20 protein-coding genes are annotated in these 25,754 nt (G+C 65.2%); 14 read left to right on the top strand and 6 right to left on the bottom strand.

Annotated features, from left to right (window positions below):
* Positions 1 to 70: 70 nt before the first annotated feature.
* The 3 genes from P7228_RS05435 to glnE are packed head-to-tail and all read right to left on the bottom strand — an operon-like array spanning position 71 to position 4,059.
* Entirely contained in the window at positions 71 to 862 is a 792-nt protein-coding gene (locus P7228_RS05435; protein WP_278017199.1) for a ferritin-like domain-containing protein, read from the bottom strand.
* 30 nt (positions 863 to 892) lie between these two features.
* Positions 893 to 1,366 (bottom strand): peroxiredoxin, encoded by a 474-nt coding sequence (locus P7228_RS05440; RefSeq protein ID WP_278017200.1) that lies wholly within the window; start codon positions 1,364 to 1,366, stop codon positions 893 to 895.
* On the bottom strand, positions 1,363 to 4,059 hold the full coding sequence (gene glnE / locus P7228_RS05445; RefSeq protein ID WP_278017201.1) for a bifunctional [glutamate--ammonia ligase]-adenylyl-L-tyrosine phosphorylase/[glutamate--ammonia-ligase] adenylyltransferase: 2,697 nt from the start codon (positions 4,057 to 4,059) through the stop codon (positions 1,363 to 1,365). Before glnE ends, P7228_RS05440 begins: the two co-directional genes overlap by 4 nt.
* 107 nt (positions 4,060 to 4,166) lie before the next feature.
* On the opposite strand from glnE, the gene P7228_RS05450 reads away from it, so the two are divergent.
* From P7228_RS05450 to P7228_RS05460, 3 genes are read left to right on the top strand one after another with little or no spacing between them, the layout of a single operon-like run.
* Positions 4,167 to 5,861, top strand: coding sequence for a M28 family metallopeptidase (locus P7228_RS05450; protein WP_278017202.1), 1,695 nt, complete (start codon positions 4,167 to 4,169; stop codon positions 5,859 to 5,861).
* Between the two features lie 31 nt (positions 5,862 to 5,892).
* The gene (locus tag P7228_RS05455; protein ID WP_278017203.1) at positions 5,893 to 6,873 is read left to right on the top strand and encodes an agmatine deiminase family protein; all 981 of its coding nucleotides are present in this window, start codon (positions 5,893 to 5,895) and stop codon (positions 6,871 to 6,873) included.
* Between the two features lie 35 nt (positions 6,874 to 6,908).
* Positions 6,909 to 7,049: a hypothetical protein gene (locus P7228_RS05460; RefSeq protein ID WP_278017204.1), complete on the top strand. Its 141-nt coding sequence runs from the start codon at positions 6,909 to 6,911 to the stop codon at positions 7,047 to 7,049.
* A gap of 9 nt (positions 7,050 to 7,058) precedes the next feature.
* Here the strand turns inward: P7228_RS05460 and thrS are convergent, their stop codons facing one another.
* Positions 7,059 to 9,062, bottom strand: coding sequence for a threonine--tRNA ligase (thrS, locus tag P7228_RS05465; RefSeq protein WP_278017205.1), 2,004 nt, complete (start codon positions 9,060 to 9,062; stop codon positions 7,059 to 7,061).
* 348 nt (positions 9,063 to 9,410) lie between these two features.
* On the opposite strand from thrS, the gene P7228_RS05470 reads away from it, so the two are divergent.
* The 3 genes from P7228_RS05470 to P7228_RS05480 are packed head-to-tail and all read left to right on the top strand — an operon-like array spanning position 9,411 to position 10,374.
* The gene (locus P7228_RS05470) at positions 9,411 to 9,590 is read left to right on the top strand and encodes a hypothetical protein (protein ID WP_278017206.1); all 180 of its coding nucleotides are present in this window, start codon (positions 9,411 to 9,413) and stop codon (positions 9,588 to 9,590) included.
* Positions 9,587 to 10,186 carry a hypothetical protein gene (locus tag P7228_RS05475; protein WP_278017207.1) on the top strand — a complete coding sequence of 200 codons (600 nt, stop codon included), beginning with the start codon at positions 9,587 to 9,589 and terminating at the stop codon, positions 10,184 to 10,186. Before P7228_RS05470 ends, P7228_RS05475 begins: the two co-directional genes overlap by 4 nt.
* Positions 10,183 to 10,374, top strand: a complete 192-nt coding sequence (locus P7228_RS05480) for a helix-turn-helix transcriptional regulator (RefSeq protein WP_278017208.1) — start codon at positions 10,183 to 10,185, stop codon at positions 10,372 to 10,374. The genes P7228_RS05475 and P7228_RS05480 overlap by 4 nt, the downstream gene beginning before the upstream one ends.
* Before the next feature lie 8 nt (positions 10,375 to 10,382).
* Here the strand turns inward: P7228_RS05480 and P7228_RS05485 are convergent, their stop codons facing one another.
* Positions 10,383 to 12,038, bottom strand: coding sequence for an alkaline phosphatase D family protein (locus P7228_RS05485; protein WP_278017209.1), 1,656 nt, complete (start codon positions 12,036 to 12,038; stop codon positions 10,383 to 10,385).
* Positions 12,039 to 12,135: 97 nt separating this feature from the next.
* On the opposite strand from P7228_RS05485, the gene P7228_RS05490 reads away from it, so the two are divergent.
* The 5 genes from P7228_RS05490 (at position 12,136) to P7228_RS05510 (ending at position 20,960) form a co-directional block, all read left to right on the top strand.
* Positions 12,136 to 12,867: an alpha/beta hydrolase gene (locus P7228_RS05490; RefSeq protein ID WP_278017210.1), complete on the top strand. Its 732-nt coding sequence runs from the start codon at positions 12,136 to 12,138 to the stop codon at positions 12,865 to 12,867.
* A gap of 14 nt (positions 12,868 to 12,881) precedes the next feature.
* Entirely contained in the window at positions 12,882 to 13,724 is an 843-nt protein-coding gene (locus P7228_RS05495; RefSeq protein ID WP_278017211.1) for a tetratricopeptide repeat protein, read from the top strand.
* A 5-nt stretch (positions 13,725 to 13,729) separates the two neighbouring features.
* Positions 13,730 to 14,713, top strand: coding sequence for an LLM class flavin-dependent oxidoreductase (locus tag P7228_RS05500; RefSeq protein ID WP_278017212.1), 984 nt, complete (start codon positions 13,730 to 13,732; stop codon positions 14,711 to 14,713).
* Positions 14,714 to 14,951: 238 nt separating this feature from the next.
* Positions 14,952 to 19,661, top strand: coding sequence for an NAD-glutamate dehydrogenase (locus tag P7228_RS05505; protein ID WP_430732501.1), 4,710 nt, complete (start codon positions 14,952 to 14,954; stop codon positions 19,659 to 19,661).
* Between the two features lie 69 nt (positions 19,662 to 19,730).
* Complete coding sequence (locus tag P7228_RS05510) at positions 19,731 to 20,960, top strand: NAD(P)/FAD-dependent oxidoreductase (protein WP_278017214.1); 1,230 nt, start codon at positions 19,731 to 19,733, stop codon at positions 20,958 to 20,960.
* Here P7228_RS05510 and queG read toward each other — a convergent pair.
* Positions 20,957 to 21,997, bottom strand: a complete 1,041-nt coding sequence (queG, locus tag P7228_RS05515; RefSeq protein ID WP_278017215.1) for a tRNA epoxyqueuosine(34) reductase QueG — start codon at positions 21,995 to 21,997, stop codon at positions 20,957 to 20,959. The two genes, P7228_RS05510 and queG, sit on opposite strands and share 4 nt — an antisense overlap.
* A gap of 53 nt (positions 21,998 to 22,050) precedes the next feature.
* On the opposite strand from queG, the gene P7228_RS05520 reads away from it, so the two are divergent.
* The 3 genes from P7228_RS05520 (at position 22,051) to P7228_RS05530 (ending at position 25,752) form a co-directional block, all read left to right on the top strand.
* Complete coding sequence (locus tag P7228_RS05520; RefSeq protein ID WP_430732502.1) at positions 22,051 to 23,046, top strand: ABC transporter ATP-binding protein; 996 nt, start codon at positions 22,051 to 22,053, stop codon at positions 23,044 to 23,046.
* Positions 23,043 to 24,314, top strand: coding sequence for an ABC transporter permease (locus tag P7228_RS05525; protein WP_278017216.1), 1,272 nt, complete (start codon positions 23,043 to 23,045; stop codon positions 24,312 to 24,314). The genes P7228_RS05520 and P7228_RS05525 overlap by 4 nt, the downstream gene beginning before the upstream one ends.
* Before the next feature lie 100 nt (positions 24,315 to 24,414).
* A complete protein-coding gene (locus tag P7228_RS05530; protein ID WP_278017217.1) occupies positions 24,415 to 25,752 on the top strand; it encodes a cytochrome P450 in 1,338 nt (445 codons plus the stop codon).
* Positions 25,753 to 25,754: the final 2 nt, after the last annotated feature.

Below are 25,754 nucleotides of genomic sequence, written 5' to 3' on the forward strand. Positions count from 1 at the left end.
CATTTTCTGCCAAAAAGTCCGTTGGAACCTTTCAGCGCCTCGTGTGTTTGCGAGTTATCGGGCGAAATCTTTACGAAGCAATACCCGCGTAATAGTCGCGCGATAGACCGGCTGCGAGACGCGCCGAGTCGTTGAATGGCGGCTTCAGCTGCCCGCGAAAGTGCCGCTCAACCAGTTTTTTCCAAGCTTTCTGAGGGGATTCGCCGCGCGCCTCAGCCCATGCGACAAAGTGCTTGGCGCCGTAACCGACGTGGCGGATTTCGTCGTCAAGGATTCGCGCGAGTATTTTTCCACCGCCCACGTCACCCTGCGCCCGGACGCGCTCTATCGTTGCCGGCGTGACATCAAGCCCGCGCGCCTCAAGCACCATCGGCACCACCGCCAGCCGGGCCGCGACATCGTGGCGTGTCTCGTAGGCCGCCTCCCATAGTCCGGCATGGGCGGGGAGCGCGCCGTAATGGCTCCCGAGCGATTCGAGCTTGCGGGCGAGCAATGCGAAATGCATCGCCTCGTCCGCCGCGACCGCGAGGAAATCGTCGGCAAACTCGCGCCCCATCTCTGCGCCGAAGCGCCCCACGATATCGAGCGCGAGGTCGATGGCGACGAATTCGATATGCGCCAGCGCATGCCATAGCGCGATCCGGCCGCGCTCCGAACCGCCCTTGCCGCGCTTGGGCATTTGGCCGGGAGGCAACAGTTCGGGCCGCTCCGGACGGGCCGGCTGGTCGGGCATGGTGACGTCAAACTGCCACTCGAGCCTGCCCAGGCGCCAGTCGCGCGCCAGCTTGCGCGCAGCAAAGCACTTTGCGCGCGGATCGGCGGTCAGCAATGCGGCACGGATGGCGGAGGCCAGGGAGGTCATGGCTGGCGACGGGTTGGCGTCAGGCAGAAGTCACAAGGCCTGCGCGGCCGCGAGCACCTCTTCGGCGTGACCCTTCACCCGCACCTTGTTCCACACCTGCGCGATCTTGCCTTTGGCGTCGATCAAATAGGTCGTGCGGACCATGCCCATATAGGTGCGGCCGTAATTCTGCTTCTCGGTCCAGATCCCGATCGCATCCGACAGTCCGCCCGTTTCTGCATCGGTGGCGAGCGGCGTCGTGAGATCGTGCTTGGCGATGAAGTTCTGGTGCTTCTTGGGCGAATCCTTGCTCACGCCCAGCAGCGCCACGCCCGCCTTGTCGAATTGCGGCTTGAGCGCGGTAAAGTCTTTCGCCTCGGTGGTGCAGCCGGGCGTGTTGTCCTTGGGGTAGAAGAACAGCACCAGCTTCTGTCCCTTGAAGTCGGACACTTTCACAGTGCCCCCATCGGGCGTTTCCATCGCGACATCGGGCATGGCGTCGCCCGCTGCGAGCTTGCTGCTCATCTTTCGATCTCCAGTGCTTCGCCGAAGGTGTCGGCCCAGGTTGCAGCGACCCCTTGGCGTGCCTCGCCGAAAAATTGCAAGAGGTCATCGAAACTTTCGACCTGGCAGGCGCGCGCCAGCGCCAGCGCCGCCGCCGGTGAGGGGCGCTGCAGATCCGGCGCCAGCAATCGCCCGGCAACCAGCAGCCGCGTCATCAGCGCGTGCGCTTCGACCAGGCTCTCGGGCAGGAAGCCTTTCCGGCCAAGTTGCGCGATCGCCTCGCCCAGATCGGGCGTGAACGCGGTCCGCTCGCGCAATTGCAGGAAGTGGATCAAGAACTCGAGATCGACGAGCGCTCCGCGCGCGAGCTTGGCGTCGAGCGGCCCCTGCGCCGGCTTGTGTTGCGCCATCTCGGCGCGCATCTTGAGCACATCGGCGCGCAGCTCCACCGGATCGCGTTCCTGCCGCAAGACCTCGTCGATGATCGACTGCAGCTCGACGCGGGCAGCGTCGCTCGCGACCAGCACGCGGGCGCGCGTCAGCGCCATATGCTCCCAGGTCCACGCCGCCTCGCGCTGGTACTTGGCAAAGCTTTCGAGCGAAGCGGCCAGCGGCCCCTGCGCACCCTGCGGCCGCAATCGCGTATCGACCTCGTATAGCGCGCCATGCGCGGTCGGCACCGAAAGCGCCGCGCCCACGCGCTGCGCCAGGCGGTTGTAGTAGAGCGTGCCCCCGAGCGGGCGCGGGCCATCCGATTCAGCGCTCGAATCCCCGGTGAAGATATGGATGATGTCGAGGTCGGAGGCATGGGTCAGCGCGCCGCCGCCCAGCCTTCCCAGGCCCAACACGAGCAGTTCGCTGCCGACGATCCGGCCATGCTGGCGCGCGAATTCCGCCTCGGCCGCATCATGCGCGACTTGCAGCGCCGCCTCGGCCGTACGCGAGAGTGCCGCGGCGATGGCGAGGGGATCGTGCACCGCCTCGATCATCTGCAGCCCGATGGCGAAGCGCACCTCGCCGGTGATCACGCGGATCCGGTCGAGCTGGCGCTCGTAATCGCCCCCCGCATCGCCTCCGCGCATCCGCGCCGCGAGCTGTTCGACCGTGCCCGGCAGGTCGAGCGCGGTGCGATCGATCAGCGTGTCGAGCAGTTCGGGCCGTCGCCCCAGCTCGTCGGCCAGCGTCGGGGCGAGCGTGAGGATCGCGACCAGCTGGTCGAGCAGCGCCGGGCGCGCCTCGATCAGGCGGAAGAGGTTGATGGCGGAGGATGCGCTCGCCAGCACGTTCTCCCACCGCATGATCGCGCGATCGGGATCGTCCGCTTCGGCCAGCGCCTCGATCAGGTTGGGCAGCATGGCGTCGAACGCGCTCAGCGCCGCCGACGAGCGCAAGGTGCGATAGCGGCCGTCGCGCCAACCGGTGATGCGCTCCGCCAGCCGCGCGGGATCGTCGAAGCCGAGCTCATCGAGCCGCGCTGCCAGTGGCTCGGCGCGCACGGGGACCGGGCGCGAGGCATCCTCTTCGGCGATAAGCGTGTCGTAGATGCGCGCGACGCGATCGGTCAGCTCGGTCAGCTCGGCAACCAGCGCCGCGCCGTCCTCGAGTCCGTCGAGACGCGCCACGCCATCGAGCGCTTCGCCCTCGGACAGGGCGTGCGTCTGGCGATCGTTCACCATCTGCAACCGGTGCTCGACCACGCGCAGCCGGTCGTAGGCGTCGCCCAGCACCCGCGCCTCTTCCTCCGCGATCCGGCCGGCGGCTGCCAGCGCATCGAGCGCCGCACGCGTGCCCCTGAGCCGCAGCGAATGGTCGCGCCCGCCATGGATCAGCTGGTGCGTCTGGGCGAAGAATTCGACTTCGCGAATGCCGCCGCGCCCATGCTTGAGGTTGAAACCGGGGCCGACCTCGACCGGGCCCTTGTAATTGGCGCGGATACGCGTCGTCAGGCGGCGAATTTCCTCGATCGCGCCATAATCGAGGCTGCTGCGCCAGACGAAGGGGCGGATCGCCGCGAGGAAGTTCTCGCCCGCCTCTACATCGCCCGCCGCCGCACGCGCGCGGATGAAGGCGGCGCGCTCCCACGCCAGTGCCGAGCTTTCGTAATGGGTCAGCGCGGCATTGCACGAGATCGCCAGCGGGCTCACTTCCGAGGCCGGGCGCAAGCGCAGGTCGACGCGGAACACGTAGCCTTCCTCGGTCACGTCGGACAGCAGCTTGACCACTTCGCGCGCGTATCGCTGCGCCGCCTCGCCCGGCTCGTCGCGTTCGCGCCGCGGCAGGGTCTGCGGATCGTAGAGCAGGATCGGGTCGATATCCGAGGAGTAGTTGAGCTCGTGCGCGCCATGCTTGCCCAGCGCCAGCGCGATCATGCCGTTGGGATCGCCGCTTTCGACCCGCCGCGTGATCGCTTCGCTGATCGCGAAGTCGAGCGCGCGGTCGGCCAGGTCCGACAGTTCGACCATGACCTGGTCGAGCGGGAAGTCGCCCGCCAGATCGCCCACCGCCAGCGCTGTCGCATAGGCTAGCCGCTCGCGCCGTAGTGCCGAGCCGACCGAACCGGCATTGTCGCCAGCCTGCCGCGCCCATTCGAGCGCGGCGTCGCCTTCGCCCCGCTCCAGCAGGTCGGCAAGTTCGGGCTGGCGCTCGAGCGCGCGGCGCAGGAACGGCGCCTCCGCCCGCGCCCTTGCCAATGCATCCTGCCATTCGCTCGCCATCTGCGCGTCCTGCCCGCCTGCCGCTTTATTCGCAAGCGCGAGTGCCTTGCCCCGGCGCCGAGCCTCTGCAAAGGAAGCGCCAGCAAGATGAGAGAGGATTCCCCCAAATGATCAGGACTGCAGTTGTCGCAGCCGCTTCGCTTGCCCTCGCTGCATGCAACATGTCTGGCAGCGACGCGGCGATGGTGCTCGACATCCCCGAAGTCGCCAATGGCGAACTTTCCGAAGACACGATGAAGGACGTTACGCGCATGCTCGCGTCCGACGAGTTCGAGGGGCGGATGCCCGGCACGATCGGCGAGGAAAAGACCGTTGCCCTGCTGACCGAGCGCTTCGAAGCCGCGGGGCTCAAGCCCGGCAACAATGGCAGCTGGGTGCAGGACGTCCCGTTGGTGGAGATCACCGGCAAGGATTACGCCCCCCTCACCATCACCGTTGGCGAGGGTCACGAGGACGATCTGGTGTTGCGTTACGGCAGCGATTGGGTGGGCGTGAGCTACCGCGAGGCTGCCACGACCAGCATCGAGAACAGCGAGATGGTGTTCGTCGGATACGGCATCAACGCGCCCGAACGCGGCTGGAACGACTACGAGGGCGTCGACGTCAAGGGCAAGACCGTGGTCATTCTGGTCAACGACCCGGACTATCAGACCGCCGGGCTCGAGGGCACCTTCAACGGCCGGGCGATGACCTATTACGGGCGCTGGACCTACAAATACGAGGAAGCCGCACGGCAGGGCGCAGCCGCCGCGATCATCGTTCACGATACTGAACCGGCTAGCTATGGCTGGAACGTGGTCGAAAGCTCGTGGTCGGGGCCGCAAGCCTATGCCCAGCGGGGCGAAAACCCGCCCCCGTTGACCGTGATGAACGGCTGGATCAGCAATTCAGCTGCGCGCCAGATGTTCAAGGCCGCAGGGCAGGATCTCGACGCGCTCAGCGCTGCGGCCAAGCAGAAGGGCTTCAAACCGGTCCCGCTAGGTCTCAACGCCTCGACCAGCTTCTCCAACGACATCCGCAACTACAATTCGAAGAACGTCATCGGCGTCCTCGAAGGGAGCGAGAAGCCCGACGAATACGTCATCTACACCGCGCATTGGGACCATCTCGGTCGCTGCACGCCCGCGCCGGACGGAGACGACATCTGCAATGGCGCGGTCGACAATGCCACCGGCACCGCCGCGCTCGTGGCGCTCGCGGAAGCCCATGCCAAGGCCGGCGCACCCAAGCGCAGCCTGGTCTTCCTGGCAGTGACGGCGGAGGAGCAGGGCCTGCTCGGCTCCGATTACTATGCCGCCAACCCCGTCTATCCGCTCGACCAGACTGTCGGCGGGGTCAATATGGACGCCTTCATCGTGGCCGGACCGTCGAATGACGTGGTCGCGATCGGGCCGGGCAAGTCAGAGCTCGACAAGTTCCTCGAAGCCTCGCTCAAGGCCGACGGCCGCACGGTCAAGTCCGACCCGCATCCCGAAGCGGGCTATTACTATCGGTCCGACCACTTCGGCTTCGCCAAGCGCGGCGTGCCTATGCTTTACGTCAAGGGCGGCGAGGACCTGGTCGATGGCGGCGTCGAGGCTGGCTCGGCCATCTACACCGAATATCGCGCCAATCGCTATCACGGCCCTAAGGACGAGTTCAGCGAGGACTGGGACTGGTCGGGCGTGATGGCCGATCTGCAGCTCTACTATCGTCTCGGCAGGATGATGGCGGAAAGCGCCAGCTGGCCTAACTGGGTCGAAGGTGACGAGTTCAGGGCCAACCGCGACGAAAGCTGTGCTGCGGCCGATACCGGCTGCTGAACGCGCACCGAAAAGGAAAGAAAGCCGGTTCATGACCAATATCGTGATGCCGCCCGAATGGGCGCCGCAGGAATGGTTGTGGATCGGCTTTCCGCATCTGGCCGAGGAATGGCCGGGCTTCCTTGAGCCGGCGCAGGAGCAGATCGCCGCCTTCGCCAGCGCTGTTGCCGATAGCGGGCAGGCAGTTCGCCTGCTGGTCCGCGACGAGGCCAACGAGGCGCGGGCACGCGCGCTGGTGTCGGCCAGGGTTTCGCTCGAGCGCCGCGCCTATGGCGATATCTGGCTGCGCGATACCGGACCGCTCGTGCGAGGAGATGGCAACGCGCTGCGCTGCCGCTTCAACGGCTGGGGCGAGAAATACCTAATGGAGGGAGACCAGACCATCGGGGCGGAGATTGCGCGCGATGCGGGGCTGCCCGTGATCGACAGCGACTGGATCCTCGAAGGCGGTGCCATCGATGGCGACGGCACCGGGACGGTGCTGACCACCGAGCAATGCCTGCTCAATCCCAACCGCAATCCCGAACTGTCGCGCGAGGACATCGAGGCGCGGCTGGCGCGCGACCTCGGCTTCACCCGGACCGTGTGGCTGGGCGATGGCCTGATCAACGACCATACCGACGGCCATGTCGACAACCTTGCGCGGTTCGTCGCCCCGGGCGAGGTCGTCTTGCCGCGCGCGACCGGCGCGGACGATCCCAATGCGGAGATCTATGCGGCTGCCAGGGCGCACATCCTCGACGCCGAGCTCAAGCTGCACGAGATTCCCTCGCCGGGCCGGATCGAGCGGGATGGACGGGTCGAGCCGGCGAGCTACGTCAACTTTGCGATTACCACCCATCTGGTGGTGGTCCCGACCTTTGGTTCGCCCCATGACAAGGACGGCGTGGCGGCAATTGCCGCGTTGTTCCCCGACCGCGAAACGCTCGGTCTCGCCGGCGATGCGGTGCTCGCTGGCGGCGGCGGCTTCCATTGCGCCAGCCAGCAGATGCCGCAGCTAACCGGAATTTAACGCCGCATTAGGATTTGCGCGCGACAATCGCCCGCATGTCCAAAGTCATTACCCTTTCGCGCGCGGTCCGGTTGGCGGATAAAGTCGCAGAGGCACGGCTCGAGGTGATCCGCTTTACGCTGGTCAGCACCTGCGCCGTCGCACTCATCGTCGCCGACCGCGCGCTACCTTTATAGGGTTTCGGACTAGGCGCTCCGCAAGTCCGGCGGGGTCGCTGCTTCCGTCAACATCGCAATGGCTTCGTCGAGCGGCATCACCTTCTGGTGCTGTTCGCCCAGCGTACGGATTGCGACGGTGCCTTCTTCCGCCTCGCGCATGCCGACCACCAGCAGGTGCGGCACCTTGGCGACCGAGTGCTCGCGCACCTTGTAGTTGATCTTCTCGTTGCGGAAGTCGCTCTCGACGCGGATCCCAGCCGCCTCGAGCTTCTCGACCACTTGCTCACCGTAGCCATCGGCGTCCGAAACGATCGTTGCGACCACCGCCTGCACCGGCGCAAGCCACACGGGCAGCCGCCCGGCGAAGTGCTCGATCAATATCCCGATGAAGCGCTCGTATGAGCCGAAGATAGCGCGATGGAGCATGACTGGGCGATGCTTCTCGCCGTCCTCGCCGATATAGGTCGCATCGAGCCGTTCGGGCAGCACACGATCGGACTGAATCGTCCCGACCTGCCAGGTCCGCCCGATCGCGTCGGTCAGGTGCCATTCGAGCTTGGGCGCATAGAAGGCCCCTTCGCCGGGCAGTTCCTCCCAGCCATACTCGTCGGTCGCCATGCCCGCCTCGACCACGGCATCGCGCAGCTCCTGCTCGGCCTTGTCCCAGCCCTCGTCCGAACCGAAGCGCTGTTCGGGCCTCAGCGCCAGCTTGATGTGATAGCTGAAGCCGAAATCCTTGTAGACGGTGTCGGCGAGTTCGCAGAATGCGCGCACTTCATCGACGATCTGCGCCTCTGTGCAGAAGATATGCGCATCGTCCTGCGTGAACTGGCGCACGCGCATCAGCCCGTGGAGCGCACCATGCGGCTCGTTGCGGTGGCAACAACCCATCTCGCCCAGCCGAATCGGCAGTTCGCGGTAGGAAGTGATGCCCTGCTTGAAGACGAGGACATGGGCGGGACAGTTCATCGGCTTCAATGCCATCCAGTCGGCATCGCCGCTGATGATCTCGCCTTCGTCCTCGGTATTGGGCACCTCGTCGGGAATGACGAACATGTTCTCGCGATACTTGCCCCAGTGGCCGGATTGCTCCCACTGGCGCGCATCCATTACCTGCGGCGTCTTGATCTCCTGGTAGCCCGCGCCGTCCATCTTGCGGCGCATATAGGCCTCCAGCTCGCGCCAGATCTTGTAGCCATTGGGGTGCCAGAAGACCGAGCCATGTGCCTCCTCCTGGAGGTGGAACAGGTCCATCTCGCGGCCGAGCTTGCGGTGGTCGCGCTTGGCGGCCTCCTCCAGCCGCATCAGATGTGCGTTGAGCTGCTTCTTGTTGAGCCAGCCGGTGCCGTAGATGCGCGTGAGCTGCGCATTCTTCTGATCGCCGCGCCAATAGGCCCCGGCGACGCGCATCAGCTTGAAGGCATCGGGATCGAGCTTGCCGGTCGAGGCGAGGTGCGGGCCGCGGCACATGTCGAGCCAGTCCTCACCGCTGCGATACACCGTCAGCTCTTCGCCCTCGGGCAATTCCCTGGCCCATTCGGCCTTGAAGGTCTCGCCTTCGGCTTCCCACTTGTCGATCAGTTGCTGGCGCGACCAGATCTCGCGCGTCAACGGTTTGTCGGCGCGGATGATCTCGCGCATCTTCTCCTCGATCGCGGGAAGATCGTCCATGCTGAAGGGGTCGCGACTGTCGGGCGCCTTGACGTCGTAATAGAACCCATCGTCCGTAGCCGGGCCGAAGGTGATCTGCGTGCCGGGCCACAGCGCCTGTACTGCCTCGGCGAGCACATGGGCATAGTCATGCCGGGCAAGCTCGAGCGCCTCTTCCTCGTCGCGACTGGTGACCAGTGCCAGCTCGGCATCACCCTCGAAGGGCCGGTTGATGTCGCGCAACTCGCCGTCCACGCGCGCCGCGATGGCCGCTTTGGCAAGGCCCGGGCCGATCGCCGCGGCGACGTCCGCAGGCGTGCTGCCGCGTTCCATCTCGCGCACCGAACCGTCGGGCAGGCTGATCTTGAGCAGTTCCGTCATCGCACTCTCTAAACGTCTCTTTGCCGGGCGCCTTGGCACAAGCGCGGGCGCACCGGAAGGGCGGTGTCGATCAAACTTCGATTTTTCGGGAGGCCGACACCAGCGCCACCCGAAACCGGGTGGCTGGTGACTGCCGCTAAGCCGCGATCACCCGCCCCCGGATATCCGAGGTGGTAGTGGTCGTCGTAGTGGTCAGAGCCAAAGCCATGCCGGCCATATAGCGACGCTATCTTGCGATGTCATTACCCTGGAAGCTGGAAAGCAAGCACTCCATTATGGAAAGCATCCTTGACTTTCCGATGAATCGGTGACAAGTGTGCTTTCCATTGAATCAAGGGAGCTTTACTTATGACTGGCAACTGGAAAGCGCTCGCTTGGGCAGCGCTCATCATCGGGGCGGCCCTGCTGGCCAAGGCGCAGGGGCTGAGCGACGCAGCGAGCTTCGGCATTGTCGCAGGTCTTTCGGGCGCCGCAGTCGGATCGCTGCGCAGCCGGGTCGGCGGCTGCATCAAGGCTATCGGGCAATGACGGACACAGGATCTGCATCTGTCAGGTTGTGCCTCGGCGCTGCTGGTGCATCGGTAATCGGGGCGCTCGCCTTGCTGTTTCTCTGGAAAACCGGCGCGCTGAACGCCACCACCGCCTACCTACTCGCAACCATTCCTGTCGGCCTGATGGTGTTCGCTTTCGTCAGGGGGCTTTCGCTCACGAAAGACAATGCGCGCGCTGCGCATCGCTACCTGTTGCGCATGGCGCTGACCATGGCGTTCTACCTTGTTACGCTACTCGCGGCCGAACACTTCATCGAAGATCGCGGGGTAACAGGTTGGCTGGCAGCCCTACTCGCTTTCCTGCCGGGACTTTCCTTCGCAGGTGTGATCTGGATCTTTGGCGGCCTCATCGTCGAGGAGCAGGATGAATTCTACCGGATGCTCTATGTGCGGCAGGGCCTCATCGCGACCGGCATCTCCTTCACGCTCGCGGCGATCTGGGGCTTTCTCGAAACATATAATATCGTCAATCCGGTCGCCGCATTCTGGTGGCCAACGATCTGGTGCTTCGGACTGGGCATCGGCGCAATCTTCAACAAGCTCAAATACGGGACTTACGGAGAGATCCGATGAAGAACCGCCTCAAGGTGCTGCGAGCCGAGCGAGACTGGAGCCAGCAGGATCTGGCGGAGCGGCTCGAGGTCAGCCGACAGAGCGTCAATGCCATCGAAACGGGACGCTACGATCCCTCGCTGCCGCTCGCCTTCAAGATCGCCGATATCTTCGGGCTGACGATCGAGGAAATCTTCAGCCGCGACTAGGCCCCAACTCAAATCGCGATGCTGTGCGAGCCTGCGATGCTCTCCAGGCGCCGAGTCGCGATGACCTGTGAGGAGCGCGTGCGCGTACCGCCAGTAAAGCGGTACTCGTTCACCGCCTTCTCCTGCGTCAATTCGAGCAGCGAATAGCCGCGCTGCGATGTGTCCGCGAATTTCAGCCCCTCATTGTGCGAAACCAGCGACCGCGCCAGCCCGGCGGGGTCGGCGCTGCCGAGATAGGCCTCGAGTCCGGGCGAACTGACCGACTGCACGGCGAACTCCACCCCCGCCTTCTCGCCCGCATGGCTCAGCTCGAACGACCAGGCATTGTGCGAATCGCCTGCAAGCACGACGAGATTGGCATCGGCTTCGCGCGCCGCGCCAAGCAGGCGCTCCCGCGCCGCCGGATAGCCGTCCCATGCATCCATGTTCGAAGGCAGTCCCGCACGTCCGGCCATCGCGGCCGCCATGACCCTGCGGCGGGCGAAGTCCGGCACATTGTCGCCGACCGCCTCGACCAGCGAGGGCGGCGTCATCAACTGGCCCATCACCACTTGCTGCGCCAGCACTTGCCATACCTTGCCCGAACCGCGCGAATTCTTCAGCCCCTGGGCCAACCAGCCTTCCTGCGCCATGCCCAGCAATGTCCGCCCGGGGCTGGCCCACTCACCCGTCCGGAAGGCGGTGAGCGCGGCGACGGCTTTTTCCGGGCTGTCCGCACCCGCCAGCACCCGCGCAAGATTGAACGGTTGCTCGCGGCCCTCGAGCCGCGTGTCGAGGCGGAACAGCGTCGCGAGGTCGCCGATCTCGTAGCTGGCATAGACCTCGTCCGATACCGGCATCCATTCGCGATAGGCGCGCAGGGCCACGGCCTTTCGCACTTCCCACTCGCCTTCGCTGTCGCTCTGGTGGTTTTCCGCCCCGTCCTTCCAGCTGTCGTTGGCGCTCTCGTGATCGTCCCAGATCGTGATCATCGGCAGCAGCTGGTGGATGCGCCGCAGGTCCGGGTCCGCACGATAGGTCGCGTAACGCAGGCGATAGTCGGCCAGCGCGACGATCTCGTTCTCGGGATAGAGCACGCGGCCCGGCGCGGTGTCTCCCGCCGAAGGATATCGCCCGCGATTGTATTCGTAGATGTAATCGCCGAGATGGACGGCGAAGTCGGCATCGTTCGTCTCTGCCGCATGGGCATAGGCGTTGAAATAGCCGAAGCCGAAATTCGAGCACGAGAAGATCGCCATGCGAAAGGGATCGGTTCCGCCGGCCGGCAAGGTGCGGGTTCGCCCGACATCGGACATGGAGCCATCGGGGGCAACGAAGCGGTAGTAGTACCACCGGTTCGGCGCCAATCCGCTGGCGATCCCCTTCGCACACCAGTCACTCTCGGCTGAAGCGGCGGCATTGCCCGAGGCGACAACGCTTAAGAACTCCATCGAATCGGACACTTCCCACGTGAGTACGCTCTCGCCCGATCCGACGAAGCGCGTCCACAGGAGGACGCTTGCCTGCGACGGCTCGCCGCTCGCTACGCCATGGGTGAAACCGGTCCCGAAACTCTGCGCCGCGAGCGGAGTTGCTGCCAGCGCAGCTCCCGCGGCACCAAGTTGGAACAGGCCGCGGCGGGTGAGTGCGGCGGTCGGGCGAGCGGGCGGTTCGGATGCGATCATGATTGCGACCTAGGCTGCCCCCATGTCGAGGAAATGACAAGGCAAATGGTCGCGCCCTACTTGCCTTCCGGCGGCCAGCACGGGCATGAGACCCGAGATGAGCGATATTGCCTTTCATTCCATGCCCGCCGGACGCCGGATCGCCTACCGCTACCTCGCAGGTCGCGGCCCGACGCTGGTGTTCCTGCCCGGCTACATGTCCGATATGGAGGGCGGCAAGGCGACCTCCGTGTTCGACTGGGCGCGCCAGAATGGCCGCGCCTGCCTGCTGCTCGACTATTCGGGTTGCGGTGCGAGCGAGGGCGAGTTCGCCGATGGCACGCTATCGCGCTGGCGCGAGGAAGTGCTGGCGCTGATCGAAGCCCAGGTCGAGGGCGAGGTGGTGATTATCGGCTCGTCGATGGGCGGCTGGCTGATGCTGTTGGTGGGCGAAGCGCTCGGGGTGCGTCTCGCCGGAGTGGTCGGCATCGCCGCAGCGCCCGACTTTTCGGATTGGGGCTATGACGATTCCCAGAAGGCGGCTCTTGGCGCCGGGGAAACGATATTCGAGGACAATCCCTATGGGCCCGATCCGACCCCCACTCATGCGCGCTTCTGGCAGGACGCGGAGGCCCAGCGGCAGCTCAATCGCGCGATCGCAATCACCTGCCCCGTTCGCCTGCTCCACGGCCAGCGCGACGCCGACGTGCCTTGGGACATTAGCCTGAAGCTCGCGCAGGCCTTGCGTTCGGACGCGGTACAGGTGACGCTGGTCAAGGACGGCGACCACCGCTTGTCGCGCGAGGAAGACATCGCGCTGTTGCTACGTACAATCGCCGAGCTCGGCTGACGGGATAACGCATTATGACGCTTTCCACTCTCATCCTTCCGCTGCTGCTGCAGGTCGGCCCCAATCCCTCGGGCGGTGCCATCCCCGATGTTCCCGATGAGCTGGCCAATCGCCCGGCGCGCGAAGCCCCCGCGGCGATAACCGCCAACAAATCGCCCTGGCTGATCGATTGCCTCGAGATGCTCGAGGAGGATGCGGCGCGGGCGCATAGCCAGGCCCAGATCCGTCGCACCGAAACCGCAGGCACCGATCGCGTGCTCGCGAACCATTGCCTGGGTCTCGCAGCGACGCGGCTGGGGCGGTGGAGCGAGGCGCAATCCGCCTTTACCGCAGCCCGCGACGAGACGCCCGCGAACGAAGCTGCCATGCGCGCGCGTTTCGGCGCCATGGCGGGCAATGCTGCGCTCGGCGGCAACGACGCGGATAGTGCCCTCGCGCTGCTTGCCGCCGCGCGGGTCGATGCGGTGAGCGGCAATGCGCGCGAACTTCTTGGCCTGATCGCGCTCGATCGCGGGCGTGCGCTGGTCCAGCTCGACCGCATGGAAGATGCAACCGCCGAACTGATCGCCGCGCGCGATGCCCGCCCGGATGACGCCGAGATCCGCCTGCTGCTGGCCACCTTGCTGCGCCGCACCGGCAATCTCGGCCCCGCGCAGTCGGAGATCGAGGCGGCGGCGACGCTTGCGCCCGGAATGGCGGAGGTGGCGCTCGAAGCAGGCGTGATCGCCGTGCTTGGCGGACGCGAGGCGGCTGCCCGCCAAAGCTGGCAGTCGGCGATTGATCTCGCTCCCGGCACCGAAACCGCGGCAACGGCGAGCTCCTATATCGGCCAGCTCGACGCGACGCCCGAATCTTGAACGGCATGCCAGCCCTTTCCGTGCTCGACCTCGTGCCGGTGCGCGAGGGCGGGACCGTGGGCGAGGCCCTTTCGGCTGCAACCGAACTCGCCCGCAAGGCGGAAGACTTCGGCTACCGGCGCTTCTGGGTGGCCGAGCATCACGCGATGGAGGGCATTGCGGGCGGCGCGACCTCGGTCGTGCTGGCGCACCTCGGCAATGCAACCTCTACCATCCGCATCGGATCGGGCGGGATCATGCTCCCCAATCACACCCCGTTCCAAATTGCCGAGCAGTTCGGCACGCTCGATGCGCTGTTTCCGGGGCGGGTGGACCTCGGCCTCGGGCGAGCCCCGGGGGCAGGGCCGGAGCTTCAGCGCGCGCTGCGCAAAGATCTTCACCGCGCCGCCGAAATGTTTCCGCAGGACGTGGTTGAACTCCGCGCGCTGGTCACTGGCGACCCTGCCCTGCCGATCAAGGCCACCCCAGTGCTGGGTGCAGGGATAGAATTCTGGATGCTGGGGTCGAGCCTGTTCGGGGCGCAGCTCGCAGCGCAGTTGGGCATGCCCTACGCTTTCGCGGCGCATTTCGCGCCCGACCACCTCGACACGGCGCTGGAGGTCTATCGCCGCGACTTCCAGCCATCCGCAGCGCTCGATCGCCCGCACGTGATGGTGGCGATGAATATCTTCACCGCGGATACCAGCGAGGAAGCCCGCTTGCTCGCCTCGAGCCAGCAGCAAAGCTTTGTCCGGCTGCGCAGCGGCAGCCCCGGCAAGCTGCCGCCCCCGATCGCCGGGTACACCGAGACGCTGCCGGCGCCGGCACGCGCAATGCTCGACCATCTCGGCCAGGCGGCTGCAGTGGGTACGCCGGAGGAAGTTCGCGCGGCCATCGCCGCTTTCGTCGCGCGCACCGGGGTCGACGAGATCATCAGCTGCGGCGCGACCCATGATCCCGATGCCCGGATCCGGTCGCTCGAGCTGACGATGGGTGCTATCGCCAACTGAACGACCGGACCCGGAACGGGTCGGGGTACGCGTCCCAGGGGACCGGTGGCGACGAACCCAATCCGGTTGGGAAAGGGGCCGAGTTCGCCGCCACCTCCGACTTTATAGAGAGAAGGCGCTGGCGGCGGGCGCCGCTACGGAAATCGGCGCTTGCGGTTGCGGCGTCACGGCCCTATCGGCGCAGGCCTGCCGCGAATGTGCATACGATTTCGCAAGGCCCAACGGAGCGAGCAGGACGATGGCTGCAAAATCCAGGCAATCGACAAACAATAACCCGCAGGAACCCATGCTCAAGCAACTCGCGCAGCACATGCGCAAATCGATTCTCCCTGGAGATACCCCGCTCACCGGCAAGGCCCTCGAAGCCGCTGCAGGCTTCATGCTCGACACCGCCGGCCAGCGCGAAGCGGACCGGTCCGCGATGGCCATCGAGACCGCCAGCGACGAGCGGCGCCTCACCCGCATCGCGATCATCAACGACGACATGCCGTTCTTGGTCGATTCGATTGCGGCGGCCATTTCCGCGCAGGGACTATCTATCGATCGTCTGATCCACCCGATCGTGCCTGTGAAACGCAACGCCAAGGGCAAGCTGACCGATCTGCAGGCCAAGTGCGGTGACGGCGTACAGCTCGAATCGATGATCTACCTCGAGACCGAGCGCGTCGATGCCAAGCAGCGGCGCGAACTCGAACAGGCGTTGCGCCTGACCCTGGGTGACGTCCGCGCGGCGGTGACCGATTGGCCCAAAATGCAGGAACGCATGCGCGCCGACGCCGAGTTGCTCCAGCAGGACGAGAACGTCGCGCTGCTCGACTGGCTCAATTCGGGCATGCTGACGCAGCTTGGCCATATTACGCGCAACCGCGACGGGAGCCATTCGGAGCTGCACGGCATCTGCCGCAAGAGCGCACGGCAATTGCTGGCCGACAGCTCCTATGACCGAGCTTTCGAATGGTTCGAGGGCAAGATCGGAAATTCCGACAATCGCGACCTGCTGGTGGTCAAGGCCAACCGGGTCTCCAAGGTCCATCGCCACGTCCCGCTCGATCTCTTTATCGTGCCGATCCGCAAGGACGGGAAGCCGGGCGGCAAGGTCGAGGCGATCTCGATCCACGCCGGGGTCTGGACCAGTGCCGCACTCGCCAGCCCGCCCGACCGCGTTCCGCGCCTGCGAGCGGCGCTATCCTCGCTGTCCAAGAAGCTCGGCTACGATCCCGTCAGCCATGCGGGCAAGTCGCTCGTTCACGCGCTTACGGCCCTGCCCCATGACCTGCTGATCGGCTTCGAGAGCAGCGATATCGAACGCGTCGCCACCGCCATGATGAGCCTCGTCGACCGGCCCCGCCCACGGCTTGCGCTAATCGAGGCGCCGCTCGCCCGCCACATGTTCGTGTTCGTGTGGATGCCGCGCGACATGGTCGCGACCGAATTGCGCAACCAGATCCAGGACGTCCTGACCGAGGCCGAGGGTGCGGCAATTCTCGACTGGAGCCTCGAAGTTGAGGGCGGCAACCTCGCCATGCTTCGCTTCGTGCTTGATATCCGCGATGCCAAGAACCTCCCTGACGAAGGCGAGCTCGACAGCCGCCTGCAGGATCTCTTGCGCGGCTGGAGCGAGGCGGTCGAGAAGCACCTGTCGGAACATGAGGACGCAGGCCGCGCGGCCGCGATCTCGGCCCGCTACGCCAGTGCCTTCCCGGCATCATATCGTTCGCATTATGGGGCAGCCGAGGCCGCGGTCGACATTCGCAGACTGCGCGCGCTGGGCGGTGAGCATGGGGTCGAGCGCGATGCGCGGCTCTATCACCTCGATGGCGACGCAGAAGACCGCCTGCGGCTCAAGATCTACCAGCACGAGGGCTCGCTGCCCCTGTCCGACGCGGTCCCCGCGCTCGAGAATTTCGGCTTCCGCGTGCTGACAGAAGTGCCGACCCCGCTCGACGGGGGAGCGCTGGGCACGATTCACGATTGCGTGCTCGAACTGGCCGAGGGCGACAGCGCCCAGCCCTTGCTCGAGCGGGCGACGGCAATCGAATCGGCGATCGCGGCCGTGCTCAACGGCCATGCCGAGGACGATGCCTTCAATCGCTTGGTGGTCGGCACCGGCCTGTCGGCGCGCGAGGCCGACTGGATGCGGGCCTTCTACCGCTATCTTCGCCAGGCGGGGATGGGTTTCACCATCTACACCGTGGTCGACGCGCTCCGCGGTGCCCCGCAGGTGACGAAGCCGTTGGTCGAGCTGTTCACCGCCAAGCACGACCCGGCCTTCAAGGGTGATCGCAAGGAGGCCGCCAAGTCCGCGCGCGACGCGATCCGGCGCGGTCTGTCCAAGGTTGCCGCGATCAATGACGACCGGCTGCTGCGGCTCTACCAGTCTCTGGTCGGCGCGATCTTGCGTACCAATGTCTTTGCTCCGGCGGCCGAGGAAGCGCTCGCCTTCAAGATCGATTCGAGCAAGGTGCCGATCCTGCCCAAGCCGATCCCGTGGCGCGAGATCTTCGTCTATTCGCGCCGGGTCGAGGGTATTCACCTGCGCGCCGGCCCGGTGGCGCGTGGCGGTCTGCGCTGGTCCGACCGGCGCGACGACTTCCGCACTGAAATTCTCGGGCTAATGAAGGCGCAGCGGGTCAAGAACGCGGTGATCGTACCGACCGGCGCGAAAGGCGGGTTCTATCCCAAGCAGCTGCCCAATCCGGCCAAGGATCGCGATGGCTGGGCGGCCGAAGGTCAGGCCAGCTACGAAGTCTTCATCCGCACGCTCCTGTCGGTCACCGACAACATCGTCGAGGGCAAGGTCGTTCATCCTGAACAGGTCGTCGTTCACGATGGCGAAGACCCCTATTTCGTGGTCGCAGCCGACAAAGGCACGGCGAAATTCTCGGACGTCGCCAACGGCATCGCCGAATCGCGCGATTTCTGGCTCGACGATGCCTTCGCCAGCGGCGGCTCCAATGGCTACGACCACAAGGCGATGGGCATTACTGCCAAGGGCGCCTGGGTTTCGGTCCAGCGCCATTTCCTCGAGATGGGCGTCGATGTGCAGAGCGACCCGGTTCGCGTGGTCGGCTGCGGCGACATGTCGGGCGACGTGTTCGGCAATGGCATGCTCCTGTCTAAGGCGATCAAGCTGATTGCGGCCTTCGATCACCGCCATATCTTCATCGACCCCGATCCCGACCCGGCAACCAGCTGGAAGGAGCGCAAGCGGCTCTACGATCTGCCCCGCTCGAGCTGGGAGGATTATGACGCGGCTTTGATCAGCAAGGGCGGCGGGGTCTATCCGCGCGATGCCAAGTCGATCAAGCTGTCCAAGGCGGCGCAGGATGCGCTGGGCATCGAGGCCAAGACGATCGAGCCGGAGGCGCTGATCAGCGCGATCCTCAAGAGTTCGGTCGATCTGATCTGGTTCGGCGGCATCGGCACCTACATCAAGGCCGAAGCCGAGAATAACGTCCAGGTCGGCGACCCGGCCAATGATGCGATCCGCGTCAACGCCAACGAGGTCCGCGCCAAGGTGATCGGCGAAGGCGCCAACCTGGGCGTGACCCAGGCTGGGCGCATCGGCTTTGCGCTGCGCGGAGGCCGGATCAACACCGACTTTATCGACAACTCTGCGGGCGTCGACTGTTCGGACAACGAGGTCAACATCAAGATCGCGCTCGCCGCCGCACGCCGCGAAGGCAAGCTGAGCGAGCCGAAGCGGATCAAGCTGCTCGAGGAAATGACCGACGAAGTCGCCACCATCGTGCTGGAGGACAACCGGCTCCAGGCGCTCGCGCTGTCGATCGCCGAAGCCGGCGGCCCCGATTCGCTCGCCTCGCACATGCGGTTGATCGAACGGCTCGAGGAAATGAACGCGCTCGACCGGCGGACCGAGGGGCTGGCGGATCACGACACCCTGTCGCGCCGTGCTGGCGACGGTCACGGTCTGACCCGGCCCGAGCTGGCCGTGCTGTTGTCGTCTGCCAAGCTGGTGCTGCAGGATGCGATCGAGTCAAGCGACCTGCCCGATGACCCCTGCATGGAGCAGGCGTTGCTCGGCGCCTTCCCCGAACCGATGCAGAAGAAATTCGCCGCGCAGATCAAGGATCATCGCCTGCGTCGCGAAATCATCGCGACCGAGCTCGCCAACCGGATCGTCAACCGGATCGGCATGGTGCATCCGTTCGAACTGGTCGAGGAAGAGGGCGTCGAACTGGCACAGGTCGCCGCGGCTTTTGTCGCCGCCGACCGGCTGTTCGGGTTGGGCGACCTGTGGGCGGAACTCGACCGGGCCAAGATGGACGAGAGCGTCCGCCTGGTGCTGTTCGATCGCCTGTCCGCTGCGGTCGGCAATCTGATGTCCGATGTGCTGCGCACCTCCTCCGGACAGGTCCAACCGAGTGCGATGGTCGAGCGGCTGGGCAAGGGCGTGACTTGCCTGATCCAGAAGACCGACGACTTGCTCGGCGGCCAGTCGCGCAGGCAGTCGGGCGACTTGCGCGACAGCTTCATCGGCAAGGGAGCGCCCGAAAAACTCGCCGGACAGGTCGTTCACATGTTCGACGTCGACGGTTCGGTTGGTCTGGCCAGCCTGGCGCGCGAAGCCGAGATCGATCCGGCCGAGTTGACCAAGGCATTTACCCATGTCGGCGAGACGCTCGGCCTCGACTGGGCGCAGGGAACCGCGGCACTGATGAGCCCCTCGGACGTCTGGGAGCGACTGCTGGTCGACGGGCTGGCGCGCGACTTCCAGCACATGCGACTGGAATTCCTGCGCCGCGTTCTGCGCCGCAAGGAAGGTCGCGCCGATCCGCAAAATGCGGTTGCCGAATGGGCCGAAGCCAACCAGGTCGCGGTGCGGCAATTCCGCGCCATGATTGCGCGGGCGCAGGCGCACACGCCGGTCGCTCCAGCCATGCTCGCGCAGATCGCCAGCCAGGCGCGCAACCTGCTCGAACGATAGGTTTCCTTATCCTGTTGCAAATCGCGCCACGCTTGACGTGGCGCGATTTTGCGGCAACCCCTCCGCGCCATGACGAATGCAGATGTCGTGATCGTGGGGACCGGCCATGGCGGCGCGCAGGCGGCAATCGCCCTGCGCCAGCAAGGCCACGAGGAGTCGATCCTGATGGTGGGACGCGACAGCGAGCCGCCGTACGAGCGCCCGCCGCTCTCCAAGGAATACCTCGCAGGCGACAAGCCATTCGAGCGGATCATGATCCGCCCGCCGCAATTCTGGGCCGATAAGAATATCGATCTGCGCCTGGGCGAAGCGGTGGTCGAAGTCGATCCCGAGGCACACGAAGTCGTGCTCTCCGGCGGCGACCGTATCGGTTATCGCAAGCTGATCTGGGCCGGCGGCGGCGATCCGCGCCGGCTCTCGTGTCCGGGCGCCACCCTCAAGGGCGTCCATGCGGTGCGCGACAAGCGTGACGTCGACGCGATCATGGCTGCGCTCGAAGGCGGGGCGAACAAGGCCGTCGTGATCGGCGGCGGCTATATCGGGCTCGAGGCGGCGGCGGTGCTGCGCAAGCTCGATTGCGACGTGACCCTGCTCGAAGCATTGCCCCGCGTCCTGGCCCGCGTCGCCGGCGAGGAGCTGTCCGAGTTCTACCAGCAGGAGCATCGCAATCACGGCGTCGACCTGCGGCTCGAAACCCTCGTCGAGGCGATCGAGGGCGACGATGGTCGGGTAACCGGGGTCAAGATCGAGAATGGCGAAACGATTGCCTGCGATTTCGTGATCGTCGGGATCGGGATCGTGCCCGCAGTCGCCCCGCTGATCGCGGCGGGCGCGGCAGGCTCCAACGGCGTCGACGTCGATTTCTACTGCCGCACGACGCTCGACGATATCTACGCGATCGGCGACTGCGCGGCGCATGTGAACCCCTTTGCCGACCAGGCGGTGATCCGGCTTGAATCAGTCCAGAATGCCAACGACATGGCGAACACTGTCGCGCGCGCGATCACGGGGGAGAAGGAGCCCTATCACGCGCTCCCGTGGTTCTGGTCGAACCAATACGACCTCAAGCTGCAGACGGCAGGCCTGAACCTCGACTACGACCAGACAGTGCTGCGGGGGGATCCCGCCGAGCGCAAATTTACCGTGGTGTACCTCAAGGAAGGGCGGCCCATCGCCTTCGACTGTGTCAACACGATCAAGGACTATGTCCAAGGGCGCAAGCTGCTCGAGAGCGGCGTCGGCGCGATCGATCCCGAACTGCTCGCCAATACCGAGATCCCGCTGAAGGAAATGGTCTAGAGGCGGGCGATCGCCCAGCTGGCCGCGTCGGCCACGACCGGGTCTGAATCGTCCAGCAATAAGGCAACTGGTTCCTTCAACTGCGGATCGCCGCTGTTTCCGGCGGCATAGAGGCAATTGCGGACGAAGCGATCACGCCCGATCCGCTTGATCGGCGAGCCCGAGAACAGCGCCCTGAACCCCGCGTCGTCGAGCACAAGCAGGTCTTCGAGCCGCGGCGCGACGAGCTCCGCGCGCGGCAGGAAATCGCGGTGCCTATGCGCCGCTGCGGCAAACTTGTTCCACGGGCAGACCGCCAGGCAATCGTCACAGCCGTAGATCCGGTTGCCGAGGGCCGCCCGGAACTCCTCTGGGATCGGTCCCTTGTGCTCGATCGTGAGATAGGAAATGCAGCGCCGCGCATCGAGCCGATAGGGTGCGGGAAAGGCATCCGTCGGGCAGGCGCGCTGGCAAGCATTGCAGGAACCGCAACGGTCACTATGCGGCCGGTCGACCTCGAACCCGATGGTGGTGTAGATCGCCCCCAGGAACAGCCAGCTGCCGTGCTCGCGGCTGACGAGATTGGTGTGCTTCCCCTGCCACCCAATTCCGGCCGCCTCGCCGAGCGGCTTTTCCATCACCGGCGCGGTATCGACGAAAACCTTGAGCTCGCTGTCAGGCGCGCGCTCGATCAGCCAGCGCGCCAGCACCTTGAGCCGTTTCTTGACCGTGTCGTGATAGTCCTTCCCCTGCGCATAGACCGAGATCCGCGCGCGATCCGGGTGCCGCTCGAGCGCCAGCGGGTCCTTTTCGGGCGCATAGCTCATGCCTAGGGCGATGACGGATTTCGCCTCGGGCCATAGACCCTGCGGCGAGCGGCGCTGCGCCGCGCGCGCCTCCATCCATTCCATGGAACCGTGGCTGCCTTCCCCCAGCCATTCCTCCAGCCGCTGTGCCCGCAGCGAGTCTTCCGAAGCGGGAGCAAAGCCGATGGCAACGAAGCCCTGGCGCCTTGCCTCGGCGACAAGCTCCTCGCGCAGATCAGAAATTGCCTCCATGTTAACCACGCTTGGGGTTGCTCCCGTTTAGTCCTCAAAGTTAACTGGGCGGAATGGATATGGCGGTAGGCGATCAGACAGGGGCTAGCAATCGGCTGCATCGGGACAGTCGCAGCCTCGCCATCGAGGCCCGCGGCCTCGTCAAACGTTTCGACGGCACGCTGGCGGTCGATGGCGTTGATATCTCGGTGCCCGAGGGCGCGATCTATGGCATCCTCGGCCCCAATGGTGCAGGCAAGACCACCACGCTGCGCATGCTGCTGGGCATTATCGATCCCGACGAAGGTGTCCGCCGCGTGTTCGGCCACGACCGTCCGCACGATATCGCCCGCCTGATCGGTTATCTGCCCGAGGAACGCGGCCTTTATCCCGCGATGAAAGCGATCGAGGCGATCGCCTTCATGGGGGCATTGCGCGGGCTGCCGCTCGCCGAAGGGCGCCAGCGCGGCCTCGAACTGCTCGCACGGCACGATCTTTCCCACGCCGCCGACCGCACGATCCGCCAACTTTCCAAGGGCATGGCGCAGACGGTCCAGCTCCTTGGCACGCTGGTTCACCGTCCGAAGCTGGTCGTGCTCGACGAGCCCTTCAGCGGCCTCGATGCGATCAACCAGGGCAAGCTGGAGCGGATGATCCGCACGCTCGCCGACGATGGTACAACGGTGATCTTCTCGACCCATGTCATCCATCACGCAGAGCGGCTGTGCGAAGGCGTAGCGATCATTGCCGGGGGCAAGGTGCCCTATGCCGGATCGGTCGAAGCTGCGCGCGACCGCATCCCGGCGCAGGTCAGGCTCGAGACCCGTGCACGCGAAGGAGCGTGGATGGCAGCGCTGCCCGACGACGCGCGCCGCGAAGGTGATTTCTTCTATTTCTCATTGCCCGAAACCGGGATCGAGCCGCTGTTGCGACAACTTATCGAGGGCGATGCGGGAATTCTCTCGCTGTCGATCGAGCGCGCCGGACTGCATGACGCCTTCGTCCATATCGCGGGCGAAGCTGCGGCTCGCGCGCTCGAGGCCGACACACAGGCGGAGTTGAACCAATGACCGACGCCTGGACCGACAACGCCCGCCTTTCCGCGCTGCAAGCCGCCTGGGTTGTGGCTCGGCGCGATTTCGTCGCGGTGCTGTTTAGCCGCGCCTTTTTCTTCTTCCTGCTCGGCCCGCTGTTCCCGGTGTTCGTGGGCGGGCTTGCCGGGGGCATCGGCAGCCAGGTCCAGAAAGAGACCTTCGTCTTTGAAATCGGCCTTGCGATGGATGAAGCCGACAGCGCGGCGATGATCGCAGCGCAGAACGAACTCGTCAGCCAGGTTGGCGGCCAGCTCCCCAAGCTCGTGCCGATCGGCGAGGAGGCGCAGGACCCCGAATTCGACGCCAAGTCCTACCTCCAGCAGAAACGACGCAGCTTCGCGGCAATCGTCAGTGGAACGCTCGAGGCCCCGGTCATCGTCGGTACGGAAGGGCAGATCAAGCGCTGGGAAGGCCCGGTCCGACTGATTGCCGCGGCAGCCGCGCGGACGGCGCCGACCCTTTTCCCCACTGTTGAACGGGAAGTGGTGGCAACCAGCGCCTCTGCCCAGCGGGGTGACCGGATCCGCACTGCGCAGGCGGCGCAGATGCTGCTGTTCCTGCTGACCATGCTGTTGGCGGGCATGGTGCTTTCGAACCTCGTCGAGGAGAAGGCCAACAAGATTATCGAGATCCTCGCCGCCGCCATCCCGATGGACGCGGTTTTCCTCGGCAAGCTCTTCGCCATGCTGGCGGTATCGATCGTCGGGATAACTGTCTGGGGCCTGATCGGATTGGGTATCTGGAGTCTGGCGGGCGAGGGCGTGACCCAGGTGACCGGGTTCAATCCAGGCAACCTGCCGTCGCCCGCGGTAGGCTGGCCGATGTTCCTGGCGCTGGGCGTGATCTACTTCGCCATGGCCTATCTGCTGCTTGGCGCGCTGTTCCTGACGATCGGGGCGATGGCGGCCACGGTCAGGGAAGTGCAGACGCTGTCCATGCCAGTCACCATGATGCAGCTGATGGTGTTCTTCCTCGCTGCCTACACGATCACCCAGCCGGGAACCTCGCTCGAACTGGCGGCCATCGCATTCCCCTTGTCGTCGCCCTTCGCCATGCTGGCCCGCGCCGCGCTGCAGGAAAGCCTGCTGCCGCATCTGCTGGCGGTGGTGTGGCAGGCAATTGCGGTCATGCTCATCGTCAAGGGCGGCTCGACCTTGTTCCGCAAGCGGGTGATGAAGTCGGGAGGCGCCGGGCGGGAGAAGTCGCGCCGCCGCCTGTTCAGGCGCGCCCGTGCGGTAAATTAGGTCGCTTTTTGCAACCCACTATTGACATCGCTGTCAATAGTCGCAGGATGGCAGTCAAGGAGCGACCGCCAGAGTCGCATGCATTATGCAGGAGAGTGGAATGGCGACTGTCGCCCCCGAAAGACCCCAAGTTCGTAGTTCGCCCAAGGCGCATGAAGCGCTGCGTGAGTATCTCAAGGAACATCCGGACGAACGCCTGAGCCATCCGCACAAGTGGGACGTCAGCCGCAGCGACATCTATTTCGAGGACCGCTGGCAACCGATCTTCAAGGAGATGCGCGAAGCCGGCCCGCTCCACTATATCGAGGAAAGCCCGTTCGGACCCTATTGGGCGGTGGTCCAGCACAAGGCGATCCAGCATATCGAGGCCCTGCCCGAGCTGTTCTCGTCTAGCTGGGAGCATGGCGGGATTACCATTCTCAATCGGCTAAGCGAAGAAGAGCTGGCCGCACGCGGGGTCGAACGGCGCGAACTGCCGATGTTCATTGCCATGGACCGCCCGCAGCACACCGGGCAGCGCCGCACGGTCGCGCCCAAGTTCACGCCATCTGCCATGACCGACATGGAGACTGAAATCCGCCAACGGACCGGCGAATTGCTCGATACCCTGCCGCGTGGCGAGGTATTCGACTGGGTCGATACAGTCTCGATAGAGCTCACCACCGGCATGCTTGCGATCCTGTTCGGCTTCCCCTGGGAGGACCGGCGCCTGCTTACCTTCTGGTCCGACTGGTCGGGCGATACCGAACTCGCAACGGTCCGCGAATTGGACGAACTGCGCTGGGGCATCCTCAACGAGATGGCGGCCTATTTCCAGTCGCTGTGGATCGAGCGCACGCACCAGACCGAACCGGCCGATGATCTCATCTCGATGATGATCCATTCGGATGCGATGAACCAGATGAGCCCGGAAGAATTCATGGGCAATCTGATCCTGCTGATCGTCGGGGGCAACGATACTACCCGCAACACGATGAGCGGCATCATTCATGCCTTCGACAAGTTCCCCGACCAGCGCAAGCTGTTCGAAGAGCAACCGGAACTGATCCCCAACGCGGTGCAGGAATGCATCCGCTACCAGACCCCGCTGGCACATATGCGCCGGACCTGCACCGAGGATACCGAAGTCTTCGGCCAGCAGATCAAGAAGGGTGACAAGCTGGTGTTGTGGTACATCTCGGCTAACCGCGACGAGGAAGTGTTCGAGGACCCCGACAAGCTCGACATCACGCGCGAGAACGCCCGTCGCCACATCGCCTTCGGCTACGGCATCCACCGCTGCGTCGGCGCACGTCTCGCCGAGTTGCAATTGCGCGTCCTGCTCGAGGAAATGCACAAGCGTCGCATGCGCGTGCATGTGGCGGGCGATGTCGAGCGCGTGCGCGCGAATTTTGTACATGGATTCCGCAAGCTCGAGGTGGAGATCACCGAATTCTGACC

This window comes from Altererythrobacter sp. CAU 1644 (genome assembly GCF_029623755.1).
Classification (GTDB): domain Bacteria; phylum Pseudomonadota; class Alphaproteobacteria; order Sphingomonadales; family Sphingomonadaceae; genus Erythrobacter; species Erythrobacter arenosus.

Excerpts from the sequence above, each read along its gene's own strand:
- P7228_RS05490 (WP_278017210.1), top strand. The coding sequence starts at position 12,136 with ATGAGCGATATTGCCTTTCATTCCATGCCCGCCGGACGCCGGATCGCC.
- P7228_RS05525 (WP_278017216.1), top strand. The coding sequence starts at position 23,043 with ATGACCGACGCCTGGACCGACAACGCCCGCCTTTCCGCGCTGCAAGCC.
- P7228_RS05485 (WP_278017209.1), bottom strand. The coding sequence starts at position 12,038 with ATGATCGCATCCGAACCGCCCGCTCGCCCGACCGCCGCACTCACCCGC.
- queG (WP_278017215.1), bottom strand. The coding sequence starts at position 21,997 with ATGGAGGCAATTTCTGATCTGCGCGAGGAGCTTGTCGCCGAGGCAAGG.
- P7228_RS05450 (WP_278017202.1), top strand. The coding sequence starts at position 4,167 with ATGATCAGGACTGCAGTTGTCGCAGCCGCTTCGCTTGCCCTCGCTGCA.
- P7228_RS05460 (WP_278017204.1), top strand. The coding sequence starts at position 6,909 with ATGTCCAAAGTCATTACCCTTTCGCGCGCGGTCCGGTTGGCGGATAAA.
- P7228_RS05435 (WP_278017199.1), bottom strand. The coding sequence starts at position 862 with ATGACCTCCCTGGCCTCCGCCATCCGTGCCGCATTGCTGACCGCCGAT.
- P7228_RS05500 (WP_278017212.1), top strand. The coding sequence starts at position 13,730 with ATGCCAGCCCTTTCCGTGCTCGACCTCGTGCCGGTGCGCGAGGGCGGG.
- P7228_RS05495 (WP_278017211.1), top strand. The coding sequence starts at position 12,882 with ATGACGCTTTCCACTCTCATCCTTCCGCTGCTGCTGCAGGTCGGCCCC.
- P7228_RS05480 (WP_278017208.1), top strand. The coding sequence starts at position 10,183 with ATGAAGAACCGCCTCAAGGTGCTGCGAGCCGAGCGAGACTGGAGCCAG.
- P7228_RS05440 (WP_278017200.1), bottom strand. The coding sequence starts at position 1,366 with ATGAGCAGCAAGCTCGCAGCGGGCGACGCCATGCCCGATGTCGCGATG.
- P7228_RS05530 (WP_278017217.1), top strand. The coding sequence starts at position 24,415 with ATGGCGACTGTCGCCCCCGAAAGACCCCAAGTTCGTAGTTCGCCCAAG.
- P7228_RS05470 (WP_278017206.1), top strand. The coding sequence starts at position 9,411 with ATGACTGGCAACTGGAAAGCGCTCGCTTGGGCAGCGCTCATCATCGGG.
- glnE (WP_278017201.1), bottom strand. The coding sequence starts at position 4,059 with ATGGCGAGCGAATGGCAGGATGCATTGGCAAGGGCGCGGGCGGAGGCG.
- P7228_RS05475 (WP_278017207.1), top strand. The coding sequence starts at position 9,587 with ATGACGGACACAGGATCTGCATCTGTCAGGTTGTGCCTCGGCGCTGCT.
- P7228_RS05520 (WP_430732502.1), top strand. The coding sequence starts at position 22,051 with ATGGATATGGCGGTAGGCGATCAGACAGGGGCTAGCAATCGGCTGCAT.
- thrS (WP_278017205.1), bottom strand. The coding sequence starts at position 9,062 with ATGACGGAACTGCTCAAGATCAGCCTGCCCGACGGTTCGGTGCGCGAG.
- P7228_RS05510 (WP_278017214.1), top strand. The coding sequence starts at position 19,731 with ATGACGAATGCAGATGTCGTGATCGTGGGGACCGGCCATGGCGGCGCG.
- P7228_RS05455 (WP_278017203.1), top strand. The coding sequence starts at position 5,893 with ATGACCAATATCGTGATGCCGCCCGAATGGGCGCCGCAGGAATGGTTG.
- P7228_RS05505 (WP_430732501.1), top strand. The coding sequence starts at position 14,952 with ATGGCTGCAAAATCCAGGCAATCGACAAACAATAACCCGCAGGAACCC.